The sequence below is a fragment of the uncultured Bradyrhizobium sp. genome, assembly GCF_936943645.1.
GTDB lineage: Bacteria > Pseudomonadota > Alphaproteobacteria > Rhizobiales > Xanthobacteraceae > Bradyrhizobium.
Genome location: NZ_CAKZJO010000053.1, coordinates 46463 through 66035, shown reverse-complemented (window position 1 = coordinate 66035; position 19573 = coordinate 46463). Strand labels below are relative to the sequence as shown.

Sequence of the window (19573 nt, the reverse complement as noted above, 5' to 3'; positions counted from 1 at the left end):
ATGATCTCTCGCCGCGAGTTCATTCAGGTTGCCGCGGCCACCGCGGCGCTCTCGAGCGGCGTCGGCTCCGGCCTGACCCGGGCGGTCGCCCAGCAGCGCCTGACCGAAAAGGAATTGCTGGCCTTCGAGCCGCTCGGCAACGTCACGCTGGTGCACGTGACCGATATCCACGGCCAGCTGATGCCGCTGTATTTCCGCGAGCCCTCGACCAATCTCGGGGTGGGCGAGGCCAAGGGCCAGCCGCCGCATGTCACCGGCAAGGAGTTTCTCGCCCGCTTCGGCATCGCGCCCGGCTCGTCCGCGGCCTACGCGCTGACCTCGGAGGATTTCGAGGCGCTGGCCAAGAGCTATGGCCGGATCGGCGGACTCGATCGCGCCGCGACCGTGATCAAGGCGATCCGCGCCGAGCGCGGCGACAAGGTCGCGCTGCTCGACGGCGGCGACACCTGGCAAGGCTCGTGGTCGTCGCTGAAGACGCGCGGCCAGGACATGATCGACTGCATGGCGCTGCTCAAGCCCGACGCCATGACCGGTCACTGGGAGTTCACCTACGGCACCGAGCGGGTGAAGCAGGCCATCGACGGCCTCGGCTTCCCGTTCCTTGGCCTCAACATCCGCGACACCGAATGGAACGAGGCGGCCTTCGAGGCCTCGACCATGATCGAGCGCGGCGGCGTCAAGATCGCGGTGCTTGGCCAGGCTTTCCCCTATACGCCGGTGGCCAATCCGCGCTGGATGATTCCGAACTGGTCGTTCGGCGTGCGCGAGGAGGACGTCCAGGCGCAGGTCGACAAGGCCCGCAAGGGCGGCGCGCAGCTCGTCGTGCTGCTCTCCCATAACGGCTTCGACGTCGACCGCAAGCTCGCAAGCCGCGTCAAGGGCATCGACGTCATCCTGACCGGGCATACCCATGACGCGCTGCCCGAGGCGGTGAAGGTCGGCAAGACCCTGCTGATCGCCTCGGGCTCGTCCGGCAAGTTCGTCTCGCGGCTCGATCTCGACGTCCGCGACGGCGAGGTCAAGGCCTACAGGTACAAGCTGATCCCGCTGTTCTCCGACGTGATCAGTGCAGACGCCGAGATGGCGGCCAAGATCGCCGAGGTGCGAAAACCCTTTGCGGCCGATCTCGCCAAAGTGCTCGGCAAGACCGACTCGCTGCTCTACCGGCGCGGCAATTTCAACGGCACCTTCGACGATCTGATCTGCCAGGCCTTGCTGCAGGAGCGCGACGCCGAGATCGCGCTGTCGCCCGGCTTCCGCTGGGGCACCAGCGTGCTGCCGGGGCAGGACATCACCTTCGAGGACGTCACCAACGCCACCGCGATCACCTATCCCGCGGTCTACCGCATGGGCATGACCGGCGCGCGGCTGAAGGAGATCATCGAGGACGTCGCCGACAATCTCTTCAATGTCGATCCCTATTACCAGCAGGGCGGCGACATGGTGCGGATCGGCGGTCTGTCCTACGCGATCGACGTCGCCAAGCCGCAAGGCCAGCGCATCTCGGACATGCAGATGGTCAAGACAGGCGCGCCGATCGATCCCGCAAGGGAATATCAGGTCGCGGGCTGGGCCAGCGTCAACGAAGGCACCGAGGGGCCGCCGATCTGGGACGTCGTCGCGAACTATTTGACGCGGCAGAAGACCGTTCGGCTCGAGCCCAACCGGGCCGTCAAAGTTACCGGAGCGTAAGAAGCGATGTCGAAGACAGACAGCCAATCCCGTCGCAGCTTCCTGGCCGCCGGCGCAGGCGTTGCGGCCACGATGCTGGCAAGGCCGGCCGCCGCCGGCGGCAATCCCGCCAACCAGCCGCCCAACGTGCCGGAATGGACCAAGTCGCTGGGCGAGGGCGTCGCGGTGCGCCCCTACGGCAAGCCGTCGAAATTCGAGAAGGACGTGGTCCGGCGCGACGTCGAATGGCTGACCGCCTCGCGCGAATCCTCGGTGAGCTTCACGCCACTGCACGAGCTCGAAGGCATCATCACGCCGAACGGGCTCTGCTTCGAGCGGCATCACGGCGGCATCGCGGAGGTCGATCCGGCCGATCACCGCCTGATGATCCACGGCCTCGTCGAGCGTCCGCTTATTCTCACGCTGGAGGAGCTGAAGCGCTATCCGCGCGTCAACCGCATCCACTTCATGGAGTGCGCGGCGAATTCGGGCATGGAATGGCGCGGTGCCCAGCTCAACGGCTGCCAGTTCACCCACGGCATGATCCATTGCGTGCAGTACACCGGCGTCTCGCTGCGCACGCTGCTGGAAGAAGCCGGCGTCAAGACCAACGGCAAGTGGCTGCTGGTCGAAGGCGCCGACGCCGCCGCGATGGACCGCAGCCTGCCGATCGAGAAGGCGCTCGACGATTGCATCATCGCCTACAAGATGAACGGCGAGGCGCTCTATCCCGAGCAGGGCTATCCGATGCGGCTCGTGGTGCCGGGCTGGCAGGGCAATCTCTGGGTCAAGTGGCTGCGCCGCATCAAGGTCGGCGACCAGCCCTGGCACACCCGCGAGGAGACGTCGAAATACACGGACCTCATGCCGAACGGCAAGGCGCGCCGCTTCACCTGGTCGATGGACGCCAAGTCCGTGATCACGAGCCCGAGTCCGCAGGCGCCGATCAAGCACGGCAAGGGTTTCACCATCGTCTCGGGTCTGGCCTGGAGCGGCAACGGCAAGGTCAAGCGCGTCGACGTGTCGCTCGACGGCGGCCGCAACTGGTGGCCGGCACGGCTCGACGGGCCCGTGCTCGACAAGGCGCTGACGCGTTTCTACTACGAGTTCGACTGGAACGGCGAGCCGCTGCTGCTGCAATCGCGCGTGCAGGACGAGACCGGCTATGTGCAGCCGAGCAAGGCCGAGCTGCGCAAGATCCGCGGCGTCAACTCCATCTATCACAACAATGGCATCCAGACCTGGCATGTGCAGGCCAATGGTGAGGTCGAGAATGTCGAAGTCGCTTAAGTTCGTTGCAGCCGCGCTGTTCGCCTGTGCGCTGAGTGCGCCGGCGCTTGCGCAGCAGAAGGCAGATGCCAAGAGCGGTCCGCGCTATCACATCGGCCGCGCGCCGACCGCGGACGAGATCCGCGGCTGGGACATCGACGTGCGTCCGGACGGGCAGGGCCTGCCGGAAGGCAAGGGCACCGTCGCGCAGGGCGAAAAGCTGTTCATGGACAATTGCGCGACCTGCCACGGCGAGTTCGGCGAGGGCAACGGCCGCTGGCCGGTGCTGGCCGGCGGCAAGGGCTCGCTGACATCGGACAATCCGGTCAAGACGGTCGGCTCCTACTGGCCCTATGCCTCCACCGTGTTCGACTACGTCAGGCACGCCATGCCTTACGGCAATACGGGGTCGTTGTCGGTCGACGAATATTACGCGCTGGTCGCCTACGTCCTGTATCTCAACGACGTCGTCACCGATCAGAATTTCGAGCTGAACAAGAAGACCCTCGCCGCGATCAAGATGCCGAACGAGCAGGGCTTTGTGATGGACGACCGTGCCACCAGCGAGAAGTCGTTCTGGCAGAAGGACCCCTGCATGAAGGATTGCATCGCCCCGGTGAAGATCACCGGGCGCGCTGCCGCCATCGACGTCACGCCCGAGGACGGCAAGGAGAAGAAGTCGCGGGGCGTGGAGTGAGAGACGGCCGGGCGAGCCGCCGCACGCTGCTGCATGCGGCTGTCGCGGCCGGCCTGCTCGCCATGATCCATCCGGCCGTGACCCGGGCGGCGGAGCCTCACAGGCTCGCGCTGCAGATCAGCGACGACGACCCGGTCAAGATGCGTGCCGTGCTCGATGTCGCCGCCAACGTCTCGCGGCATTATTCCGGGCAGGGCGAGGACGTCGAGATCGTGATTGTCGCCTTCAACGGCGGCCTCGACATGCTGCTCGCGGACCGCTCGCCGGTGAAGGAGCGTCTGGTGAATTTCCTGAAATCGATGCCCAATGTCAGCTTCATCGCCTGCGGCAATACGCTGGAGACGCTGGCGGCGAAGGAGGACAGGCGACCACCCCTGATCGAGGGCGTCAGCGTCACGCAGGTCGGGGTTGCCGCGCTGATGGATTTGGCGGAGAAGAACTGGACGATTGTCCGGCCATAGGGGAGATCGCCGACGATGCGATGGTTGCTGGGACTGACTGTCGTGCTCGCGTTCGCAGGGTCCGCATACGCGGCCGAGCAGGAGCTCGAACTGTCGGTCGCCGGCCGTACGACGCTGGCGACGCTGCGCACGCCGGCCGAGATGACGCCGGACACGCCGCTCGTCGTGATGACCCACGGCACGCTCGCGCACAAGGACATGGAGGTCATTCAGGGCGTTGCCAAGGCGCTGGAGCAGCGCGGCATCGCCTCGCTCGTCCATACGCTGTCGCTCGGGGTTGATCGCCGCAAGGGCATGTATGACTGCGCCGTGCGGCATGACTATGTCGCCGAGGACGCCGTTGCCGAGATCGACGCCTGGGTCGGTCGGGCGAAGGACGTGTCCCGGCTGGTCTTCGCGTTCGGCCATTCGCGCGGCGGCAACCAGGTCGCGCGCTATCTCGCAGCCAGCGGCACCCCGCAGGTCGCGGGTGCGGTGCTGCTGGCGCCGGTGACTGCGAAAGCCGAGGCCGATTTGCGCGCCTCCTACGCCAAGACCTATGGCAAGCCGCTCGAACCGTTTCTGGAGCTGGCCACGAAAGCGGTTGCGGCGGGCGGCGGCGGGGAGTGGATGGACGTCCCCGGCTTCATCTATTGTCGCAATGCCGTGGCATCCGCCCGCGCATTTGCCTCGTTCTACGCGGCCGACGCGGGCCAGGACACCGCCGCGCTCGTGGCGCGCGTAAAACTGCCGGTGCTGGTGTTGGCCGCGACCAAGGACAGCGTCGTGCCCGACGTGGAAGCGGCTTTCGCATCCCTTGCCGGGTCGAGCGGGGGCAGGGTCCAGCTCGACAAGATCGAGGATGCCGATCATTTCTTCCGCGACCTGTTCGCCGAAGACGTCGCCGATCGCATCGCCGAGTTCATCAAGCAGACACGATAGGGGGAACCATGCAGCGTCGATCCATGCTTCGCGCGAGCCTTGCCGGACTATTTGGTGCCTTCACCGTGCGCCAGGCGTCCGCGGCGACGGAAACGCCGGCGCGGCAGCGCGTCGCCTATCATCTCGCTGATGCCGACCGCGTCGTCTTCGTTCTGGGCAATCTGCAGAACCACGTCGATGGCGTCGGTGGACCCGGTAAGGCCGACATCAGGCTGGTGGTGCATGGGCCGGCGCTCCGCGCCTTCCACGCGCTCGCGGCCCAGGACCACACCATTGCGATGATGGCGAAGCTCGTCGATGCCGGCGTCGGCTTCGATGCCTGCGCCAACACCATGAAGGCACAAGGCGTCAAGCTCGATGATCTTACGCCCGGCTTCGTGGTGGCCGAGAAGGGCGGCGTGGTGCGGCTCGCCGAGCTGCAGCAGCAGGGATTTGCCTATTTGCGCCCCTGAAGCCGCTATGTTCCGCATCCCGCGGCGTCGAGCCTTGATCTGGCTCATGGGAGGCGACGAGGAGATCGGTAGACTCGCATGCGCGCAGGAACAGGCGAGGCGGACGTGCTGACGTCGATCATCGATCTCGTAGGGGAAGACCGGCTGTCATGGCTCGGCGGCCTTCTGGTCGGAGGCCTGTTCGGGTTCTTCGCGCAGCGCAGCCGCTTTTGCCTGCGCGCCGCGGCCGTCGAATTCTCGCGCGGCGAGGGCGGGCCGCGCCTTGCGGTCTGGCTCCTGACCTTCGCCGCGGCGCTGGTCGGCACGCAAGGCCTGGTCGCGCTCGGCTGGCTCGACGTCTCCGAGGCGCGCCAGCTCGCGCAGCAGGGCAGCATCTCCGGCGCGCTGCTCGGCGGCGTGATGTTCGGGTGCGGGATGATTTTGGCACGGGGCTGCGCCAGCCGGCTTTTGGTGCTCTCGGCCAACGGCAATCTCCGGGCCTTGCTGTCGGGGTTGGTGTTCGCGGTGACCGCGCAAGCCTCCTATCGCGGCCTGCTGTCGCCCGCGCGCGAATGGGTGACCAATCTGTGGCTGGTTGACGGCGGCCCGTCGCGCGACATCATGGCGATGTTCGGGGCCGGCACGCCGGAGAAGCTCGCCTTCGGAGGCGTATGGCTGATTGCGGGCCTGTCCTTCGCCTTTCGCAGCCGGTTGCCGCGCCGGCTGATCCTGGCAGCGCTTGCAACCGGCGCGGCCGTCGTCGCCGGCTGGCTCTTCACCTACCAGCTGTCGCAGGCCTCCTTCGCGCCGGTGACGCTGAAGAGCCTCACGTTCAGCGGACCGTCGGCCGAGCTCTTGATGCTGGTGCTCAACAGCGCGCAGCTCCGGCTCGGCTTCGACCTCGGCATCATCCCCGGCGTGTTCCTCGGCTCGTTTCTGGCCGCCGCGCGTAGCCATGAACTGAAGCTCGAGGGCTTCTCGGACGGGCTCGGCATGCGGCGCTATCTGCTGGGGGCCGTGCTGATGGGCTTCGGCGCGATGCTCGCCGGTGGCTGCGCGGTCGGCGCCGGTGTCACCGGCGCCTCGGTCTTCGCGCTGACCGCCTGGCTCGTGCTCGGCGGCATGTGGCTGGGGGCTGGGCTGACCGATCTGCTGGTCGATCGTGCCGGCATGCCGCAGCCGCACCAAGCGGTGGGATCGCGGCGCGTCTGATATTTTAGAGTTTGCTAAATTCACTTTATTGAATATGATTCCCCGACGCGGCTCGATCGCGCCGCTACCCAGGGGAAACGCACATGACCACCATCACGGAAAGCTACGTTCGCGAAACGCCGCGCACGGCGCGGATTGACTGGTCGCCTTATCTCGTCGGCGCCGGGATAGGCCTGCTGAGCTGGATCGCCTTTGCGGTGTTCGGCGATCCGCTCGGCGTTACCACCGCCTATTCGCGCATCGCCTCCCTGTTTGCCGTTCCCGTCATTGGCCCCGAGGCGGTGGCGCAGAACGCTTACTGGAAGAGCATGCCGCTGAAGTGGGACTACGGTGTCTGGTTCCTCGTCGGCATTCCCGCAGGCGCGTTCATCTCCGCGGTGATGTCGGGCACGTGGCGGCTCGAACTCGTGCCCGATGTCTGGAAGGAGCGCTTCGGCCCGTCGATCGCAAAGCGTTTCGTCGCCGCGTTTCTCGGTGGCGTCGTGATCATGTACGGCGCCCGGCTTGCCGGCGGCTGTACCAGCGGACACGGCATCTCCGGCGGCTTGCAGCTCGCGGTGTCGAGCTGGCTATTCCTCGCGGTGATGTTCGCCACCGGGCTCGGCATTTCCGCGCTCATGTTCCGCAAGCGCTAAAGGGGAGATGGAGATGACCGCGATGATGACGATCCTTGGTCCGCTCGTGATGGGCGCAGCCTTCGGCTTCCTGCTGCAGCGGGGCAAGGTGACCAGCTGCAACGTGATCGAGAACCAGTTCCGCCTGCGCGACTTCACCGTGCTGAAGGTGATGGGCACGGCAATCGTGGTCGGCGGCATCGGCGTGCTGTTGCTCGTCGATACCGGCAACACGAAATACTACGTGAAGGATGCCAACATGCTGGCGGTCGCGCTCGGCGCCGCATTGTTCGGCGTCGGCATGGTGGTCTATGGCTACTGTCCTGGAACGGCGCTCGGCGCCATCGCCACCGGCAGCGTTCATGCGCTGGTCGGTGCGCTCGGTATGGTGGCCGGCGCCATCCTTTACGCGCTGAGTTTCGACTGGCTGAAGGCCCACGTGCTCAACGTCTGGACATTGGGCAAGGTTCGCCTCCCCGACGTGACGAACATTCCCGATATTGCCTGGTTCGCCGCACTGGCAATCGGTGCCGGGCTGTTCTTCTGGTGGGTCGAATCCAGTGAAGCCCGGCAGAAGAGGGGCTAAAGCATGATCCGGAAAAGCGCGAAGCGGTTTTCCGGAAAGATCATGCGCAAACAACAGCCTGAAGCGCGATGACGATTCGTCCAAATCTCATCACGCTTTAGGGGCTCCCCGCTTCCTGAAGCATGGGAGGCAAGCTCATCGTTTGCGGGTACGACAGAAGAGCCGGTGCAAGCTCGAAAACAGCTCTTCGACCCGCCGGTCTGCGATGCGATACCACATGGTTTGCCCGTCGCGTCGGGCAGCGACGACGCCCTCTGCTTTCAGCTTCGCGAGGTGTTGGGATAGCGCCGAGGCGGAAAGGCCGACGTCTTCGGCCAGAGCACTGGCGGCAACCTCGCCATATTCCACCAGCCTGCAAAGGATGAGCAGGCGGTGCTCATTTGCGAACATGCGCATGAGCGCAGCCACCTCCTTGGCCTGCCGTTCCAGTTCGGTCGTGTTCAATTGGCGCATGACAGTGATTTCAATAGCATCTGCATGACCGCAGTCAAACCGCTCCGGGATCCGAGTTGCCACGCAGCGAAACACTCCCGATGGTCGATCTGAGACGGTCGGCCCTGCGCCCAGCCTGTGGTGCGCTCGCCCGCGACGGGCCTCTGACGCCACGCTCCCAGGCTGCCGGCAGGCAGATCAAGCCGGGCCTTCAGGAAAACATTGAGGCGATCGTCTGGATGTGATCGGTCGCAGCGGCGACGAGATCGGCATAGTTGGTGTGTCCCTGCGCAGCTGCCTTGAGAATGCATTCGGCGAGGAACGCCTTCGTTGATATCGTCACCAGGTCGGAAGGCACCTTGGTCATGGCCTCCTCGAGCGCCGTCCTCATGGTGAATACGAGCTCAGGATCGAATTGCGGCATCGATGACAGCTCCATCCATCGCAACGTCCGGATCCCAAATCAGGTAGCCGGCACTGTGGAAGTCTCACCGCGCGGGCGGCAAAATCAAATCAACTGGGTTTGACCTCCATGAAATCTTGGAAAGGTTGGGCCGTCTCGCGTCGCGCTGAGCCTGATTTTGGCATCGCGGCCCCTTCAATTGGCAAAAGCAATCGCATGGCTCATCATTGGCCGTGTAAGCCATGCTGCCTCATCACCCCGGGGGCTTTCCCGTCAGCCGAGATGACCCATGCAACAGATTGATTGGATTTCGGCGAACATTGCGGCTTCTGCGTCGGAGCGCTTGCTGAGGGCGGGGCAGAATCTGTTTCGCGCCGGCGCCAGACCGGTCGGACTTTACCAGGTCGTCAAGGGCAAGATACGGCTGGTGCGGCTCGATCGCTCCGGCCGCGAGGCTGTTCTGCAGCTTGCCGCGCCCGGCGACGTGCTGGCAGAGGCGTCACTGTTCTCGTCAGCCTACCACTGCGACGCCATTGCCTCGAGCGAGGCGACCGTGCGGTTGTACCCGAAGTCAGCTCTGCTCGCCGAACTGGAACGCGACCCGAAGCGGCTGCTGGCTTTCTCGGCGATGCTCGCACGCCAGGTCATGACGCTGCGAACCCGGCTCGAACGCCGCAACATCCACTCGGCTCGCGATCGTGTCAGGCACTATCTGACGGTCAACGCCGATGCCAAAGGGCGGAGCGTGGCGCTGCCCGGGACGTTGAAGGATCTCGCAGCGGAGCTCGGGCTGGCGCACGAAGCCCTCTATCGCACGCTCGCGGGGATGGCCGCCGACGGTGAGATCGAACGGAGCAAGGGACACATCCGCATCTTGAGAGGCGCGGTATGATCGCAATCATACGCCGTCGGCGGACGGCCGTTTAAGAAGGAGGAGGGGCGCCTGGCGACGGAAGGGATCGATCATGTTGTCGTGGTGGACGAAAGCCGCATTGTGCGGCACTGCAATCCTGGCGATGGCGGCCTTGGCGTCGGCCGAGACCTCCAGCCATTCCGGCATGCATCATCAGATGCAGGCTGGACAAAGCCAGGGTCAGGGTCAGGCCATGAACTCCCACATGTCTCATGGCAGCGCCGCCGAGGACACGCGCGAGATGGTGCAGTTTCCGCCTGATATGCAGACCCATTTCCTCGGCAATATGCGCGATCACCTGCAGACGCTGAACGAGATCGTCGATGCCCTGGCCAGGGACGACTACGCCGCGGCCTCGAAAGCCGCCACCGAGCGCCTGGGGCTGGATTCGCCGTCGGCCGCAGGATGCAAGCCGCCGTCGCCGCAGCAGGTCAGCCGCCCTCCGGGGAATCGATCCCCGAAGCCTGAGACAATGGAAGAGATGATGGAGGCCTATATGCCCGAGGCGATGCGCGGGATCGGCCTGTCGATGCATACGGCGGCGAGCGGGTTCGCCAAGGCCGCGATGACACAGGATCGCGCGGGAACGATGGCGGCCCTGTCGCACGTCACCCAGAACTGCGTCTCCTGCCATTCGAGCTATCGGTTGCGATGATCGTCGCGGAGGCGCGCGTGGGATCGCGCCCGGGGCTGTGCAACAGTGCCTGTGTCGGCCTCTGTCAATCCTCGCGCGCAAAAATATTCCACTTTACCGAAATTCGGTTTCGGCGTAGGTATTGCCCATCCCGGCTCACCCAAGAGGGGCGACTTGAGGTCGTCTTGTTCGCGAGCCGGGCTTGCGGTGGACGCGGCAGCGTCGGCATGAGAGGTGCGGGCAGGGCGGGTAGTCCCTGTGAGTCCGTAACCGCGTGCGGACGACGGCGCTGCTAGGTTCGTCTCGCTCGTAAGTTTCCGGCTCTGTCGACGGAGTCGGGAATACTGCGGGCGAAATGGCGGGCCGTGCGTACGGCAAAACCGTGTGGTCCTGGCCGTCGTTGCCACGGTCAAGTTCTGCGAAGGTGCGAGCGAGCCCAACCGGGCAGACTGCATCATCCAAATTCGCAGGGCGAGGGAGGCCAGAAGGAATGGTCGGCTCCCGGGAGATCACGGCATAAGCCGTCCAGCCATCGCGCAGGGAAGGCCGAGTGATCGGCGACACCTGTATGCTGCTGTGCGGTTCTTCTGCGTGCATCATTCGCGCAGCGGACCGCGGGTGCCAGCCGGCACCCGGCCTTCCCTGCGCCCTCTTGGATTGGAGGGTGGAGAGATCAAGCAAAGCTCGGGCGAAACAAGCCGCGAGGCCGCGAAGGCGTGTCTGTGAGCTGATCTGCATGCCACAGCCTCGACCTCGTAGGGTGGGCAAAGCGTAGCGTGCCCACGCTCCTGTAGCCGTATCAGACAGGTGGTGGGCACGGCGCTATGCGCCTTTGCCCACCCTACGGCACCGCCGCTGCGATCTACTGAGTGCGCAATTGCGTACAAGGCTGGGAACGACAGCGGCGATTGGAGGACGAGCCGCTGCCACACACTCCGTCATTGCGAGAATCCTTCCGCGGAAAGAATCTGGATTGCTTCGCTTCGCTCGCAATGACGACGGAACGCGCCGCTTCATCCTCGTCCTATCCCAGACCCTTCCGCTGGCTCAGATAGCGAAGCGCCAGCTTGATGAAGTTATGCACGACCATCGACGTCTCGTCCGCCCTGAAGACCAGAAACACGTCGGCCGTGGGCGGCGAGGGCCTGATGGGACGGAACACGATGTCGGCGGTCGTGAAGCGCGCGATCGACTGCGGCACGAGCGCCACGCCGAAACCCGCGGCGATCAAGCTCGGGATCGACTGGGCGTCGACCACCTGCTGGGACACTTTCGGCAGGAAGCCGGCATCGACACAGCAGGTCTGCAAATAGCGTGCGAAATCGGAGCTGTCCGGATCCAGCACGACGTGCTCCTCGGAGGCGAGGTCGCCGAGGGCGATGCGCTTGCGGCGGGCCAGACGATGGGTTCGGGGCATTGCGAGAACGACCTCTTCCCGCCAGGCCAGCTTGCTGGTCAGCTCACGCTCGGCGGGGATGCCGCGAATGAGACAGATGTTGGTGGTGCGGCCGAGAAGCGCGGCGATCTGCAGCGCAGGCGCCTGCTCGTGCACGGTCATCTTCACCAGCGGTGCGACCTGCCGGTAGGCCGCGAGCAGCTCGGCGAGACGGCCGCGCAGGATGGAGCCGGTTGCTCCGACATCGAGCGTACCGATCAGGCCGGCGCCGATCGACCGCGCCTCGTCCTCCGCGGCCTTGACCTGGTGCAGGATTGTGCGCCCCCGCAGCAGCATGGCTTCACCCGCCTGCGTCAGCTCGACCTTACGGCTGGTCCGGTAGAGCAGCTGGGTCCCGAGCTCCGCCTCGAGGGCCTGGATATGCTGGCTCAGCGGCGGCTGCGAGAGGTTCAGCCGCCGGGCGGCGAGGGTGAAGCTGCGCTCTTCGGCCACCGCGATGAAATAACGGAGCTGTCGGAGATCCATAGCGAAAACCTATCAATCGTGTCGGTCTATATATTGGACTTGATGTCGCACCTGGTCAACGAATGACCGACGGAGCCTTCCAGCGTCCTGCCGCGACGAACGGCTCCGTACGCGACGACCTCACGTCGCCGCCAACGACAAGAATGGTAAAAGGCTCCGGCCGACCAAGCCAGACGGAAGCCCAGCGAGCGAGGAAAGCCATGTCCAGTTTCGTCATGCCGAAAATCTTCAAGTCACTCTTCTTCCAGGTCGTCGTTGCCCTTGCCGTCGGCATCGCGTTCGGCGTCGGCTATCCCGACACCGCGGTGCAGATGAAACCGCTGGGTGACGGCTTCATCAAGCTGATCAAGATGCTGGTGCCGGTGATCGTGTTCTGCGTCGTCGTGCAGGGCATTTCGGCGGCCGGCGACCTCTCGAAGGTTGGCAGGGTCGGCATCCGATCGCTGCTCTATTTCGAGATCGTCACCACCATCGCCCTGGTGTTCGGCATCGCGCTTGCCTACTACTTCCAGCCCGGCGCCGGAATGAACATCGACCCGAAGACGCTGGATGCCAAGGTGCTCAGCGGCTTCAGCCAGACGGCCGCCCAGGTTGCCGGCGGCGGCGTCTCCGAATTCCTGATGAAGCTGATCCCCTCGACGCTGGTCGGAGCGTTCAGCTCCGGCGACGTGCTGCAGGTCCTGATCGTCTCGATCATGTTCGGCTGTGCCGTGTCGCTGTGCGGCGAGCGCGCCAAGCCGGTGGTCGAATTCGTCGAGCGCGTGAATGAAATCATCTTCAAGATGATGAACTTCGTCGTCCGCCTGGCGCCCATCGGCGTCTTCGGTGCGATCGCCTTCACCGTCGGGAAATACGGCATCGGTTCGCTCAAGCAGCTCGGCGGCCTCGTAGCCCTGTTCTACCTGGCGGTGGTGCTGTTCGTGGTGGTGGTCCTGGGGACGATCATGCGGATCTCCGGCTTCAGCCTGTTCAAGCTGCTGGCGTACTTGCGCGAAGAGCTGATGATCGTGCTCGGAACGGCGGCGGGCGACAGCGTGCTGCCGCAGACCATGCGAAAGCTCGAGCTGCTCGGAATCAAGCGATCGACCGTTGGTTTGGTGATCCCGACCGGCTACTCCTTCAATCTGGATGCGTTCTCGATCTATTTGACCCTGGCGGCCGTCTTCATCGCTCAGGCGACGAATACGCCGCTTGCCACGGGCGATCTCCTGGCCATCCTCGGCGTCGCCTTGCTCACCTCCAAAGGCGCTCATGGCGTTCCGGGCTCGGCCATCGTCGTCCTCGCGGCGACGCTGGCTGCCATTCCGGCCATCCCGGCGATCGGACTGGTGCTGATCCTGTCGGTGGACTGGTTCATCGGTATCGCTCGCGCGCTCGGCAATTATGTCGGAAACTGCGTCGCGACGGTCGTCGTCGCCTCCTGGGAGGGGGACCTTGATCACGCCCAGGCGCGGCGTATTCTGAACGGCGAGATCGATCCGTCAGTCGAGAGTCTGCGGGCCAATCCCGTCGACGCGGATGCGCCCGTCGCGGGTCTGCAAACGCTCTGAACGCGGGAAGCTCTTGAGGTTGGAGATGGTGACGACGCTTTCGATCGAGCCTTTGACAAAAGAGGCCTTCGCCCCTTTCGGAGACGTCGTCGAGACCGCGGGGATGACGCCCATCTCGATCAACCAGGGCTATGCCGAGCGCTTCAACGGGCTCGCCAATATCGACGTCGCCGCGGAAGGCGGTGAGGTCAATATCAGCTGGTTCTCTGCCTCCGTCCGTCCGGCGCCGATCGCGATCCGTCTGATGGAGCGCCATCCGCTCGGAAGCCAGATGTTCATGCCCATGAACGGAGCGGACTGGCTGGTGGTCGTGTGCGCCGATCCCGCCATCTCCGCGAGCTATCGCGCCTTCGCGGCCAAGGGCCATCAGGGCGTCAACTATGCCCGCAATTGCTGGCACCATCCGCTGCTGGTTCTCGCAGAGAGGAGCCCGTTCCTCGTCGTCGACCGCAAGGGGGGCGGCGACAATCTCGAAGAATATTGGCTGAGCGAGCAGATGCAGCTAGGCTTTCCGTCAGCCGCGCGCTGATACGTTCGGTCGATAACTTTCACGAGGCTTGATGATGACGTCGCGCAACTATCACGTACCCCAGGGTGGCCTGCCGCCGCAGACGGACCTGCTGAGCGGCCGCGCGGTCTTCACCAACGCATACGCCGTCATCCCCAGCGGCGTTCAAAGCGATATCGTCACCAGCTACTTGCCGCACTGGGATGGTACGCGCGTCTGGGTGCTGGCGCGACCGCTGTCCGGCTTCGCCGAGACGTTCTCCCACTACCTCATGGATATCGCGCCGGCCGGGGGAAGTGACAGTCCCGAGCCGGACAAGGATGCCGAGGGAGCTTTGTTCGTGGTGGGCGGCAAGCTCGTTCTCAAGCTGGCAGATGGAGAGCGTGAGCTGAGAGCCGGCAGCTTCGCCTATCTGCCGCCCGGCTGCGCCTGGAGCCTTCGCAATCGCGGGCCGGGCCCCGCGCAGGTTCACTGGATCCGTAAACTGTACCAGCGCGTGCCGGGGTTGGCCGACCCCGAGGTGATCGTGACCAACGCGGACTCGGTCGCGCCGGTATCGATGCCGGGCACCGAGGGGAGATGGGCGACGACGCGCTTCGTCGATCCCGCCGACATGCGCCACGACATGCACGTCAATATCGTGACCTTCGAGCCGGGCGCGACGATCCCCTTCATGGAGACGCACGTCATGGAGCACGGGCTCTACGTGCTCGAGGGCAAGGCGGTCTACCGTCTCAACCGCGATTGGGTGGAGGTCGAGGCCGGCGACTACATGTGGCTGCGCGCCTTCTGCCCGCAGGCGTGCTACGCTGGAGGTCCCGGCCGGTTTCGCTACCTTCTCTACAAGGACGTCAACCGGCACATGAACCTGCGGCAGGGCGCTCCGCTGTTCTAGCTTCGAGGGCGTTTTCACGGCCTGAGCAGGCGTCAAAAAAGTATCAGTTGCACATTGAAATCGTGGTGGCGGGCCCGGATACCGGTCGTTACGATCCCTAAAAAGAGAGGAAGCGCTGAGCAAATTCAGCCGATAAGGGAACAGGGGCGGATCATCGTAAACCGCACCGGCCTGAAGGGAGCGGATATGGAACCGGACCTGGAAGTCGTCCAGATACGGCGCGGCGAATCGTTCAAGGCGTGGTCGCACGGCTATCCCTTCCACACGGTCCGCTGGCATTTTCACCCCGAATACGAGCTGCACCAGGTCGTCGCGACCAGCGGTCGCTATTTCGTCGGCGACTTCATCGGCGAGTTCGAGCCGGGCAATCTCGTGCTCACCGGCCCCAACCTGCCGCACAATTGGGTCAGCGATCTGCCGGCGGGGAGCACCATCCCCCTGCGCGGACGCGTCCTGCAGTTCTGCGAAGAGTTCATCGGCGACCTCATGAAGGTCATGCCCGAGCTTTCGGGCCTTGCCGCGCTGCTGGAATTCTCGCGGCGCGGCGCGCTGTTCACCCGCAGCACCAGCGACAAGGTCGCCCCTCTGATGGAGGAGATCGTGACGGCGAATGGCGTGCGCCGGATCGAGCTGTTCCTGATGATCCTGGGAACACTCTCCCGCGCCCGAAACGCACGTCCGCTCTCCAGTCCGAACTATCTGCCCGACCCGTCCGGCTACATGTCGGCAGGGATGAACAAGGCGCTCGCCTTCATCCGCCAGAACCTGACGCAGCCTTTCGGCGAGGCCGAGCTCGCGGCGATCGCCGGCCAGTCGCAGAGCGCATTCTCGCGCTCGTTCCGTCGGCACACCGGCATGTCGCTGGTGCAGTACGTCAAGCGGCTGCGCATCAATCTCGCCTGTCAGATCCTGATGAGCGACGAGCAGGCGTCCATCACCGACATCTGCTTCGAGGTCGGCTTCAACAATCTTTCCAACTTCAACCGGCAGTTTTTGGCCGAGAAAGGCATGCCGCCTTCGCGCTTCAGGCGATTGCTCGCGCAAAACAGCAATACGGCCCGCGCTGCCTAGCCGGCGAATTAGCAAAGGAGGACGACCACACCGGGAAGAACGACGTGGGCATGCCGATGGCAGCCCGCGGCAGCAATCGCTTGTCCAGGAATTCGCGCGGCTTCGCCGACGACGGAAGCCGAAGGCTCATCTTCAGGGATCAACCACAGCACTCCAGGTCTGGAAAGGAAATCCGAATGAAAAGCTTCTCCCCGAAACATGCCGGCACGCTTGCCCTGGCCCTGTCGCTGCTCGGCACGACCGCGACGCTCTCGTTCGCCGCTGAAGTGAAGGATGCGACCGTCGCCTTCCTGATGCCGGACCAGGCCTCCACCCGCTACGAACAACACGATTATCCGGGCTTTGCGGCGGAGATGAAGAAGCTCTGCGCGAGCTGCAAGGTGATCTACCAGAACGCCAGTGCCGATGCCGCGCGGCAGCAGCAGCAGTTCAACGCGGCGATCTCGCAGGGCGCCAAGGTGATCGTGCTCGACCCAGTCGACTCCACTGCCGCCGCCTCCCTGGTCAAGATGGCCCAGTCTCAGGGCATCAAGGTCATCGCCTATGACCGGCCGGTCCCCGACGCCAAGGTCGACTTCTACGTGTCGTTCGACAATGAAGCCATCGGCAAAGCGATCTCCGAGTCGCTCGTCAAGCATCTCAAGGCCGCCAACGTCACGGCGAAGGAGGGCGAAGGCGTGCTCGAAATCAACGGCTCACCGACCGATGCGGCGGCCGGGCTGATCAAGAAGGGCATCCACGCCGGTCTCGACAAGAGCGGCTATCCCATTCTCGCCGAATACGACACGCCGGACTGGGCGCCGCCGAAGGCGCAGCAATGGGCCAGCGGCCAGGTCACCCGCTTCGGCAAGAAGATCCTCGGCGTGGTGGCCGCCAATGACGGCACCGGCGGTGGCGCAATCGCCGCCTTCAAGGCCGCCGGCGTCGATCCGGTGCCGCCGGTGACGGGCAACGACGCGACGATCGCCGCGCTTCAGCTCGTCATCGCCGGCGACCAGTACAACACGATCTCCAAGCCCAGCGAGATCGTCGCCGCGGCGGCAGCTCAGGTCGCGGTCAAGATCCTCTCGGGCGAGACGCCCAAGGCGGAAGCGACGCTGTTCAATGCGCCATCGAAGCTGTTCGTGCCGGCGGTCGTCACGCGGGAAAACCTGAAGGCGGAGATCATCGACAAGAAAATCCAGACGGCCGATCAGCTCTGCACCGGCCGATATGCCGCCGGCTGCAAGAAGCTCGGCATCACGCAGTAACTGCTTCCGTCCCGGCCGTACGCGGCGGCCGGGACGGACGACGAAAGGGCGGACTGGCACATGACCACGATCTCGGATGTCGATCCCACCCAGCGCAAGCCGGTCTTGAGCCTTCGCGGGATCTCCAAGCATTTCGGCGCCGTGTCCGCCCTGACCAACGTCGATCTCGACGTCCATGCCGGCGAAGTCGTGGCGCTCGTGGGTGACAACGGTGCCGGAAAATCCACGCTCGTGAAGATCCTGGCCGGCGTGCACCAACCGAGCTCTGGAACGATCGCATTCGGTGGCGAGCAGGTCGTGCTGTCCGATCCCGCCACTGCACTCGGCCTCGGCATCGCCACGGTGTTCCAGGATCTGGCGCTCTGCGAGAACCTCGACGTGGTCGCCAATATCTTCCTTGGCCGCGAGCTCAATCCGATGCAACTCGACGAGGTCTCCATGGAGCTTCGCGCCTGGACCTTGCTCAACGAATTGTCGGCGCGGATCCCGAGCGTGCGCGAGCCCGTGGCATCGCTGTCCGGCGGACAGCGCCAGACGGTCGCGATCGCGCGTTCCCTGCTGACCGAACCGAAGCTCATCCTGCTCGACGAGCCGACCGCCGCGCTTGGCGTCGCCCAGACCGCGGAGGTGCTCGACCTCGTCGAGTTCGCGCCCGCGGCCTCGGCGTCATCATGATCAGCCACAACATGGAGGACGTCCGCGCCGTCGCCGACCGGATCGTGGTGCTGCGCCTCGGCCGCAACAACGGTGAATTCGAGCCCGACGCGTCCAACCAGGATCTCGTCACCGCGATCACCGGTGCCGATGAAAACGCGGTCTCGCGCCGCGCCAGCCGGCGCCGCGCCCAGCAGTCGCCGGAGCTTGGGCGATGACCGACGACACGCAACAGGTTTCGACGCGCCGGCCGCTGGACCGCAGCGACGAGCGGGTCAAGCACGCGGACACGGCCGGAAGCGTCATCGGCGCTTTCGTGGATCGCGTGCGGTCGGGCGACCTCGGCTCGCTGCCGGTGGTCGTTGGGCTCGTCGTCATCTGCACGGTCTTCGAGAGCCTCAATCCCGTCTTTCTCGCGCCGGACAATCTGGTCAATCTGCTATTCGACTGCTCGACCGTGGGCGTGATCGCGCTCGGCATCGTCTGCATCCTGATGGTCGGCGAGATCGATCTGTCGGTGGGGTCGGTGAGCGGGTTTTCCTCGGCGCTCGTCGGCGTGCTCTGGGTCGGTCAGGATTGGCCGGTCGCGGTCGCCATCGTCACGGCGTTGCTGCTGGGCGCCGCCATTGGTGCGCTCTATGCGTTCCTGTTCAATCGTCTGGGGATGCCGAGCTTCGTCTCGACGCTGGCTGGTCTGCTGGCGTGGCTCGGCCTGCAGCTGTATCTGCTCGGCTCTTCCGGCTCGATCAATCTTCCGTACGGATCACCGCTGGTCAATTTCGGGCAGATGCTCGTCATGCCGCCGATCGTGTCCTACGCGCTGGCGGCGGTGGCGAGCCTGATCGTATTCGCGACCGACTACCGGACGGCCGCGCGACGGCGGGCGGCGGGGCTGTCGGCCAGCTCGCTGGGCCGCATGGTGTTGAAGGCGCTGCTGGTCACCATCGTGCTCGAATTCGTCGTCTATTATCTCAATCTCGGGCGTGGCATTCCCTGGATGTTCGGTCTGTTCGTCGGCCTCTGCGTGGTCATGAACTACGCATTGACGCGTACCAAATGGGGCCGCTCGATGTCTGCCGTCGGCGGCAACCGCGAGGCGGCACGCCGCGCCGGCATCAACGTGCGCCGGGTCTACGCGTCGGCATTCATGCTGTGCGCCACGCTTGCAGCAGCCGGCGGCATTCTGGCCGCGGCGCGGCTGGCATCGTCCAGCCAGCAGGCCGGGACGGGCGATGTGAACCTCAACGCGATCGCAGCTGCGGTCATCGGCGGCACGAGCCTGTTCGGCGGCCGCGGCAGTGCCTATTCCGCGTTGCTCGGCGTCATCGTCATCCAGTCCATCGCGAGCGGCCTGACGCTGCTCGATCTCTCATCGTCGCTACGGTACATGATCACGGGCGCGGTCCTTGCCATTGCGGTCATCGTCGATTCGCTGGCAAGGCGCTCACGCCTGTCCCATGGCCGAGCTTGAATAAGTTTC

At 64.9% G+C, this 19573-nt stretch carries 20 protein-coding genes and 1 pseudogene; 18 read left to right on the top strand and 3 right to left on the bottom strand.

Annotation, left to right across the window (positions count from 1 at the left end):
- From soxB to Q0743_RS12255, 9 genes are all read left to right on the top strand, one after another.
- Positions 1-1692, top strand: a complete 1692-nt coding sequence (gene soxB / locus Q0743_RS12295) for a thiosulfohydrolase SoxB (protein ID WP_298241788.1) — start codon at positions 1-3, stop codon at positions 1690-1692.
- Between the two features lie 6 nt (positions 1693-1698).
- Positions 1699-2961, top strand: coding sequence for a sulfite dehydrogenase (soxC, locus tag Q0743_RS12290; RefSeq protein ID WP_298241787.1), 1263 nt, complete (start codon positions 1699-1701; stop codon positions 2959-2961).
- A complete protein-coding gene (locus Q0743_RS12285; protein ID WP_298241786.1) occupies positions 2945-3637 on the top strand; it encodes a cytochrome c in 693 nt (230 codons plus the stop codon). The genes soxC and Q0743_RS12285 overlap by 17 nt, the downstream gene beginning before the upstream one ends.
- A gap of 62 nt (positions 3638-3699) precedes the next feature.
- Positions 3700-4098, top strand: a complete 399-nt coding sequence (locus Q0743_RS12280) for a DsrE family protein (RefSeq protein WP_298241992.1) — start codon at positions 3700-3702, stop codon at positions 4096-4098.
- 15 nt (positions 4099-4113) lie between these two features.
- Positions 4114-5019, top strand: a complete 906-nt coding sequence (locus tag Q0743_RS12275) for an alpha/beta fold hydrolase (protein WP_298241785.1) — start codon at positions 4114-4116, stop codon at positions 5017-5019.
- An 8-nt stretch (positions 5020-5027) separates the two neighbouring features.
- A complete protein-coding gene (locus Q0743_RS12270; RefSeq protein ID WP_298241784.1) occupies positions 5028-5471 on the top strand; it encodes a DsrE family protein in 444 nt (147 codons plus the stop codon).
- 105 nt (positions 5472-5576) lie between these two features.
- Complete coding sequence (locus Q0743_RS12265; protein ID WP_298241991.1) at positions 5577-6662, top strand: YeeE/YedE family protein; 1086 nt, start codon at positions 5577-5579, stop codon at positions 6660-6662.
- An 83-nt stretch (positions 6663-6745) separates the two neighbouring features.
- Complete coding sequence (locus Q0743_RS12260; RefSeq protein WP_298241783.1) at positions 6746-7297, top strand: YeeE/YedE thiosulfate transporter family protein; 552 nt, start codon at positions 6746-6748, stop codon at positions 7295-7297.
- Positions 7298-7310: 13 nt separating this feature from the next.
- A complete protein-coding gene (locus Q0743_RS12255) occupies positions 7311-7862 on the top strand; it encodes a YeeE/YedE thiosulfate transporter family protein (RefSeq protein ID WP_298241782.1) in 552 nt (183 codons plus the stop codon).
- Positions 7863-7997: 135 nt separating this feature from the next.
- Here the strand turns inward: Q0743_RS12255 and Q0743_RS12250 are convergent, their stop codons facing one another.
- Positions 7998-8315: a helix-turn-helix transcriptional regulator gene (locus Q0743_RS12250; protein ID WP_298241990.1), complete on the bottom strand. Its 318-nt coding sequence runs from the start codon at positions 8313-8315 to the stop codon at positions 7998-8000.
- Between the two features lie 190 nt (positions 8316-8505).
- Positions 8506-8718 (bottom strand): hypothetical protein, encoded by a 213-nt coding sequence (locus Q0743_RS12245; protein ID WP_298241781.1) that lies wholly within the window; start codon positions 8716-8718, stop codon positions 8506-8508.
- Between the two features lie 268 nt (positions 8719-8986).
- Here Q0743_RS12245 and Q0743_RS12240 point away from each other — a divergent pair, with 268 nt between their 5' ends.
- Both Q0743_RS12240 and Q0743_RS12235 read left to right on the top strand, forming a co-directional pair.
- On the top strand, positions 8987-9589 hold the full coding sequence (locus Q0743_RS12240) for a Crp/Fnr family transcriptional regulator (protein ID WP_298241780.1): 603 nt from the start codon (positions 8987-8989) through the stop codon (positions 9587-9589).
- Positions 9590-9722: 133 nt separating this feature from the next.
- Entirely contained in the window at positions 9723-10265 is a 543-nt protein-coding gene (locus Q0743_RS12235; RefSeq protein WP_298241779.1) for a cytochrome c, read from the top strand.
- A gap of 1003 nt (positions 10266-11268) precedes the next feature.
- Here the strand turns inward: Q0743_RS12235 and Q0743_RS12230 are convergent.
- Positions 11269-12165, bottom strand: a complete 897-nt coding sequence (locus Q0743_RS12230; protein WP_298241778.1) for a LysR substrate-binding domain-containing protein — start codon at positions 12163-12165, stop codon at positions 11269-11271.
- Between the two features lie 215 nt (positions 12166-12380).
- On the opposite strand from Q0743_RS12230, the gene dctA reads away from it, so the two are divergent.
- The 7 genes and pseudogenes from dctA to Q0743_RS12195 all read left to right on the top strand — a co-directional run bounded on the left by dctA (position 12381) and on the right by Q0743_RS12195 (position 19564).
- Positions 12381-13715, top strand: a complete 1335-nt coding sequence (gene dctA, locus Q0743_RS12225; RefSeq protein WP_298241989.1) for a C4-dicarboxylate transporter DctA — start codon at positions 12381-12383, stop codon at positions 13713-13715.
- A gap of 28 nt (positions 13716-13743) precedes the next feature.
- The gene (locus tag Q0743_RS12220; protein WP_298241988.1) at positions 13744-14244 is read left to right on the top strand and encodes an ureidoglycolate lyase; all 501 of its coding nucleotides are present in this window, start codon (positions 13744-13746) and stop codon (positions 14242-14244) included.
- Positions 14245-14278: 34 nt separating this feature from the next.
- Positions 14279-15118, top strand: coding sequence for a bifunctional allantoicase/(S)-ureidoglycine aminohydrolase (locus tag Q0743_RS12215; RefSeq protein WP_298241987.1), 840 nt, complete (start codon positions 14279-14281; stop codon positions 15116-15118).
- A 186-nt stretch (positions 15119-15304) separates the two neighbouring features.
- Positions 15305-16189 (top strand): AraC family transcriptional regulator, encoded by an 885-nt coding sequence (locus Q0743_RS12210; protein WP_298241777.1) that lies wholly within the window; start codon positions 15305-15307, stop codon positions 16187-16189.
- A 176-nt stretch (positions 16190-16365) separates the two neighbouring features.
- Positions 16366-17439: a sugar ABC transporter substrate-binding protein gene (locus Q0743_RS12205; protein ID WP_298241776.1), complete on the top strand. Its 1074-nt coding sequence runs from the start codon at positions 16366-16368 to the stop codon at positions 17437-17439.
- 60 nt (positions 17440-17499) lie between these two features.
- Positions 17500-18311, top strand: a pseudogene (locus Q0743_RS12200) (ATP-binding cassette domain-containing protein).
- Positions 18308-19564 carry a sugar ABC transporter permease gene (locus Q0743_RS12195; RefSeq protein WP_298241775.1) on the top strand — a complete coding sequence of 419 codons (1257 nt, stop codon included), beginning with the start codon at positions 18308-18310 and terminating at the stop codon, positions 19562-19564. Before Q0743_RS12200 ends, Q0743_RS12195 begins: the two are co-directional and overlap by 4 nt.
- Positions 19565-19573 lie beyond the last annotated feature (9 nt).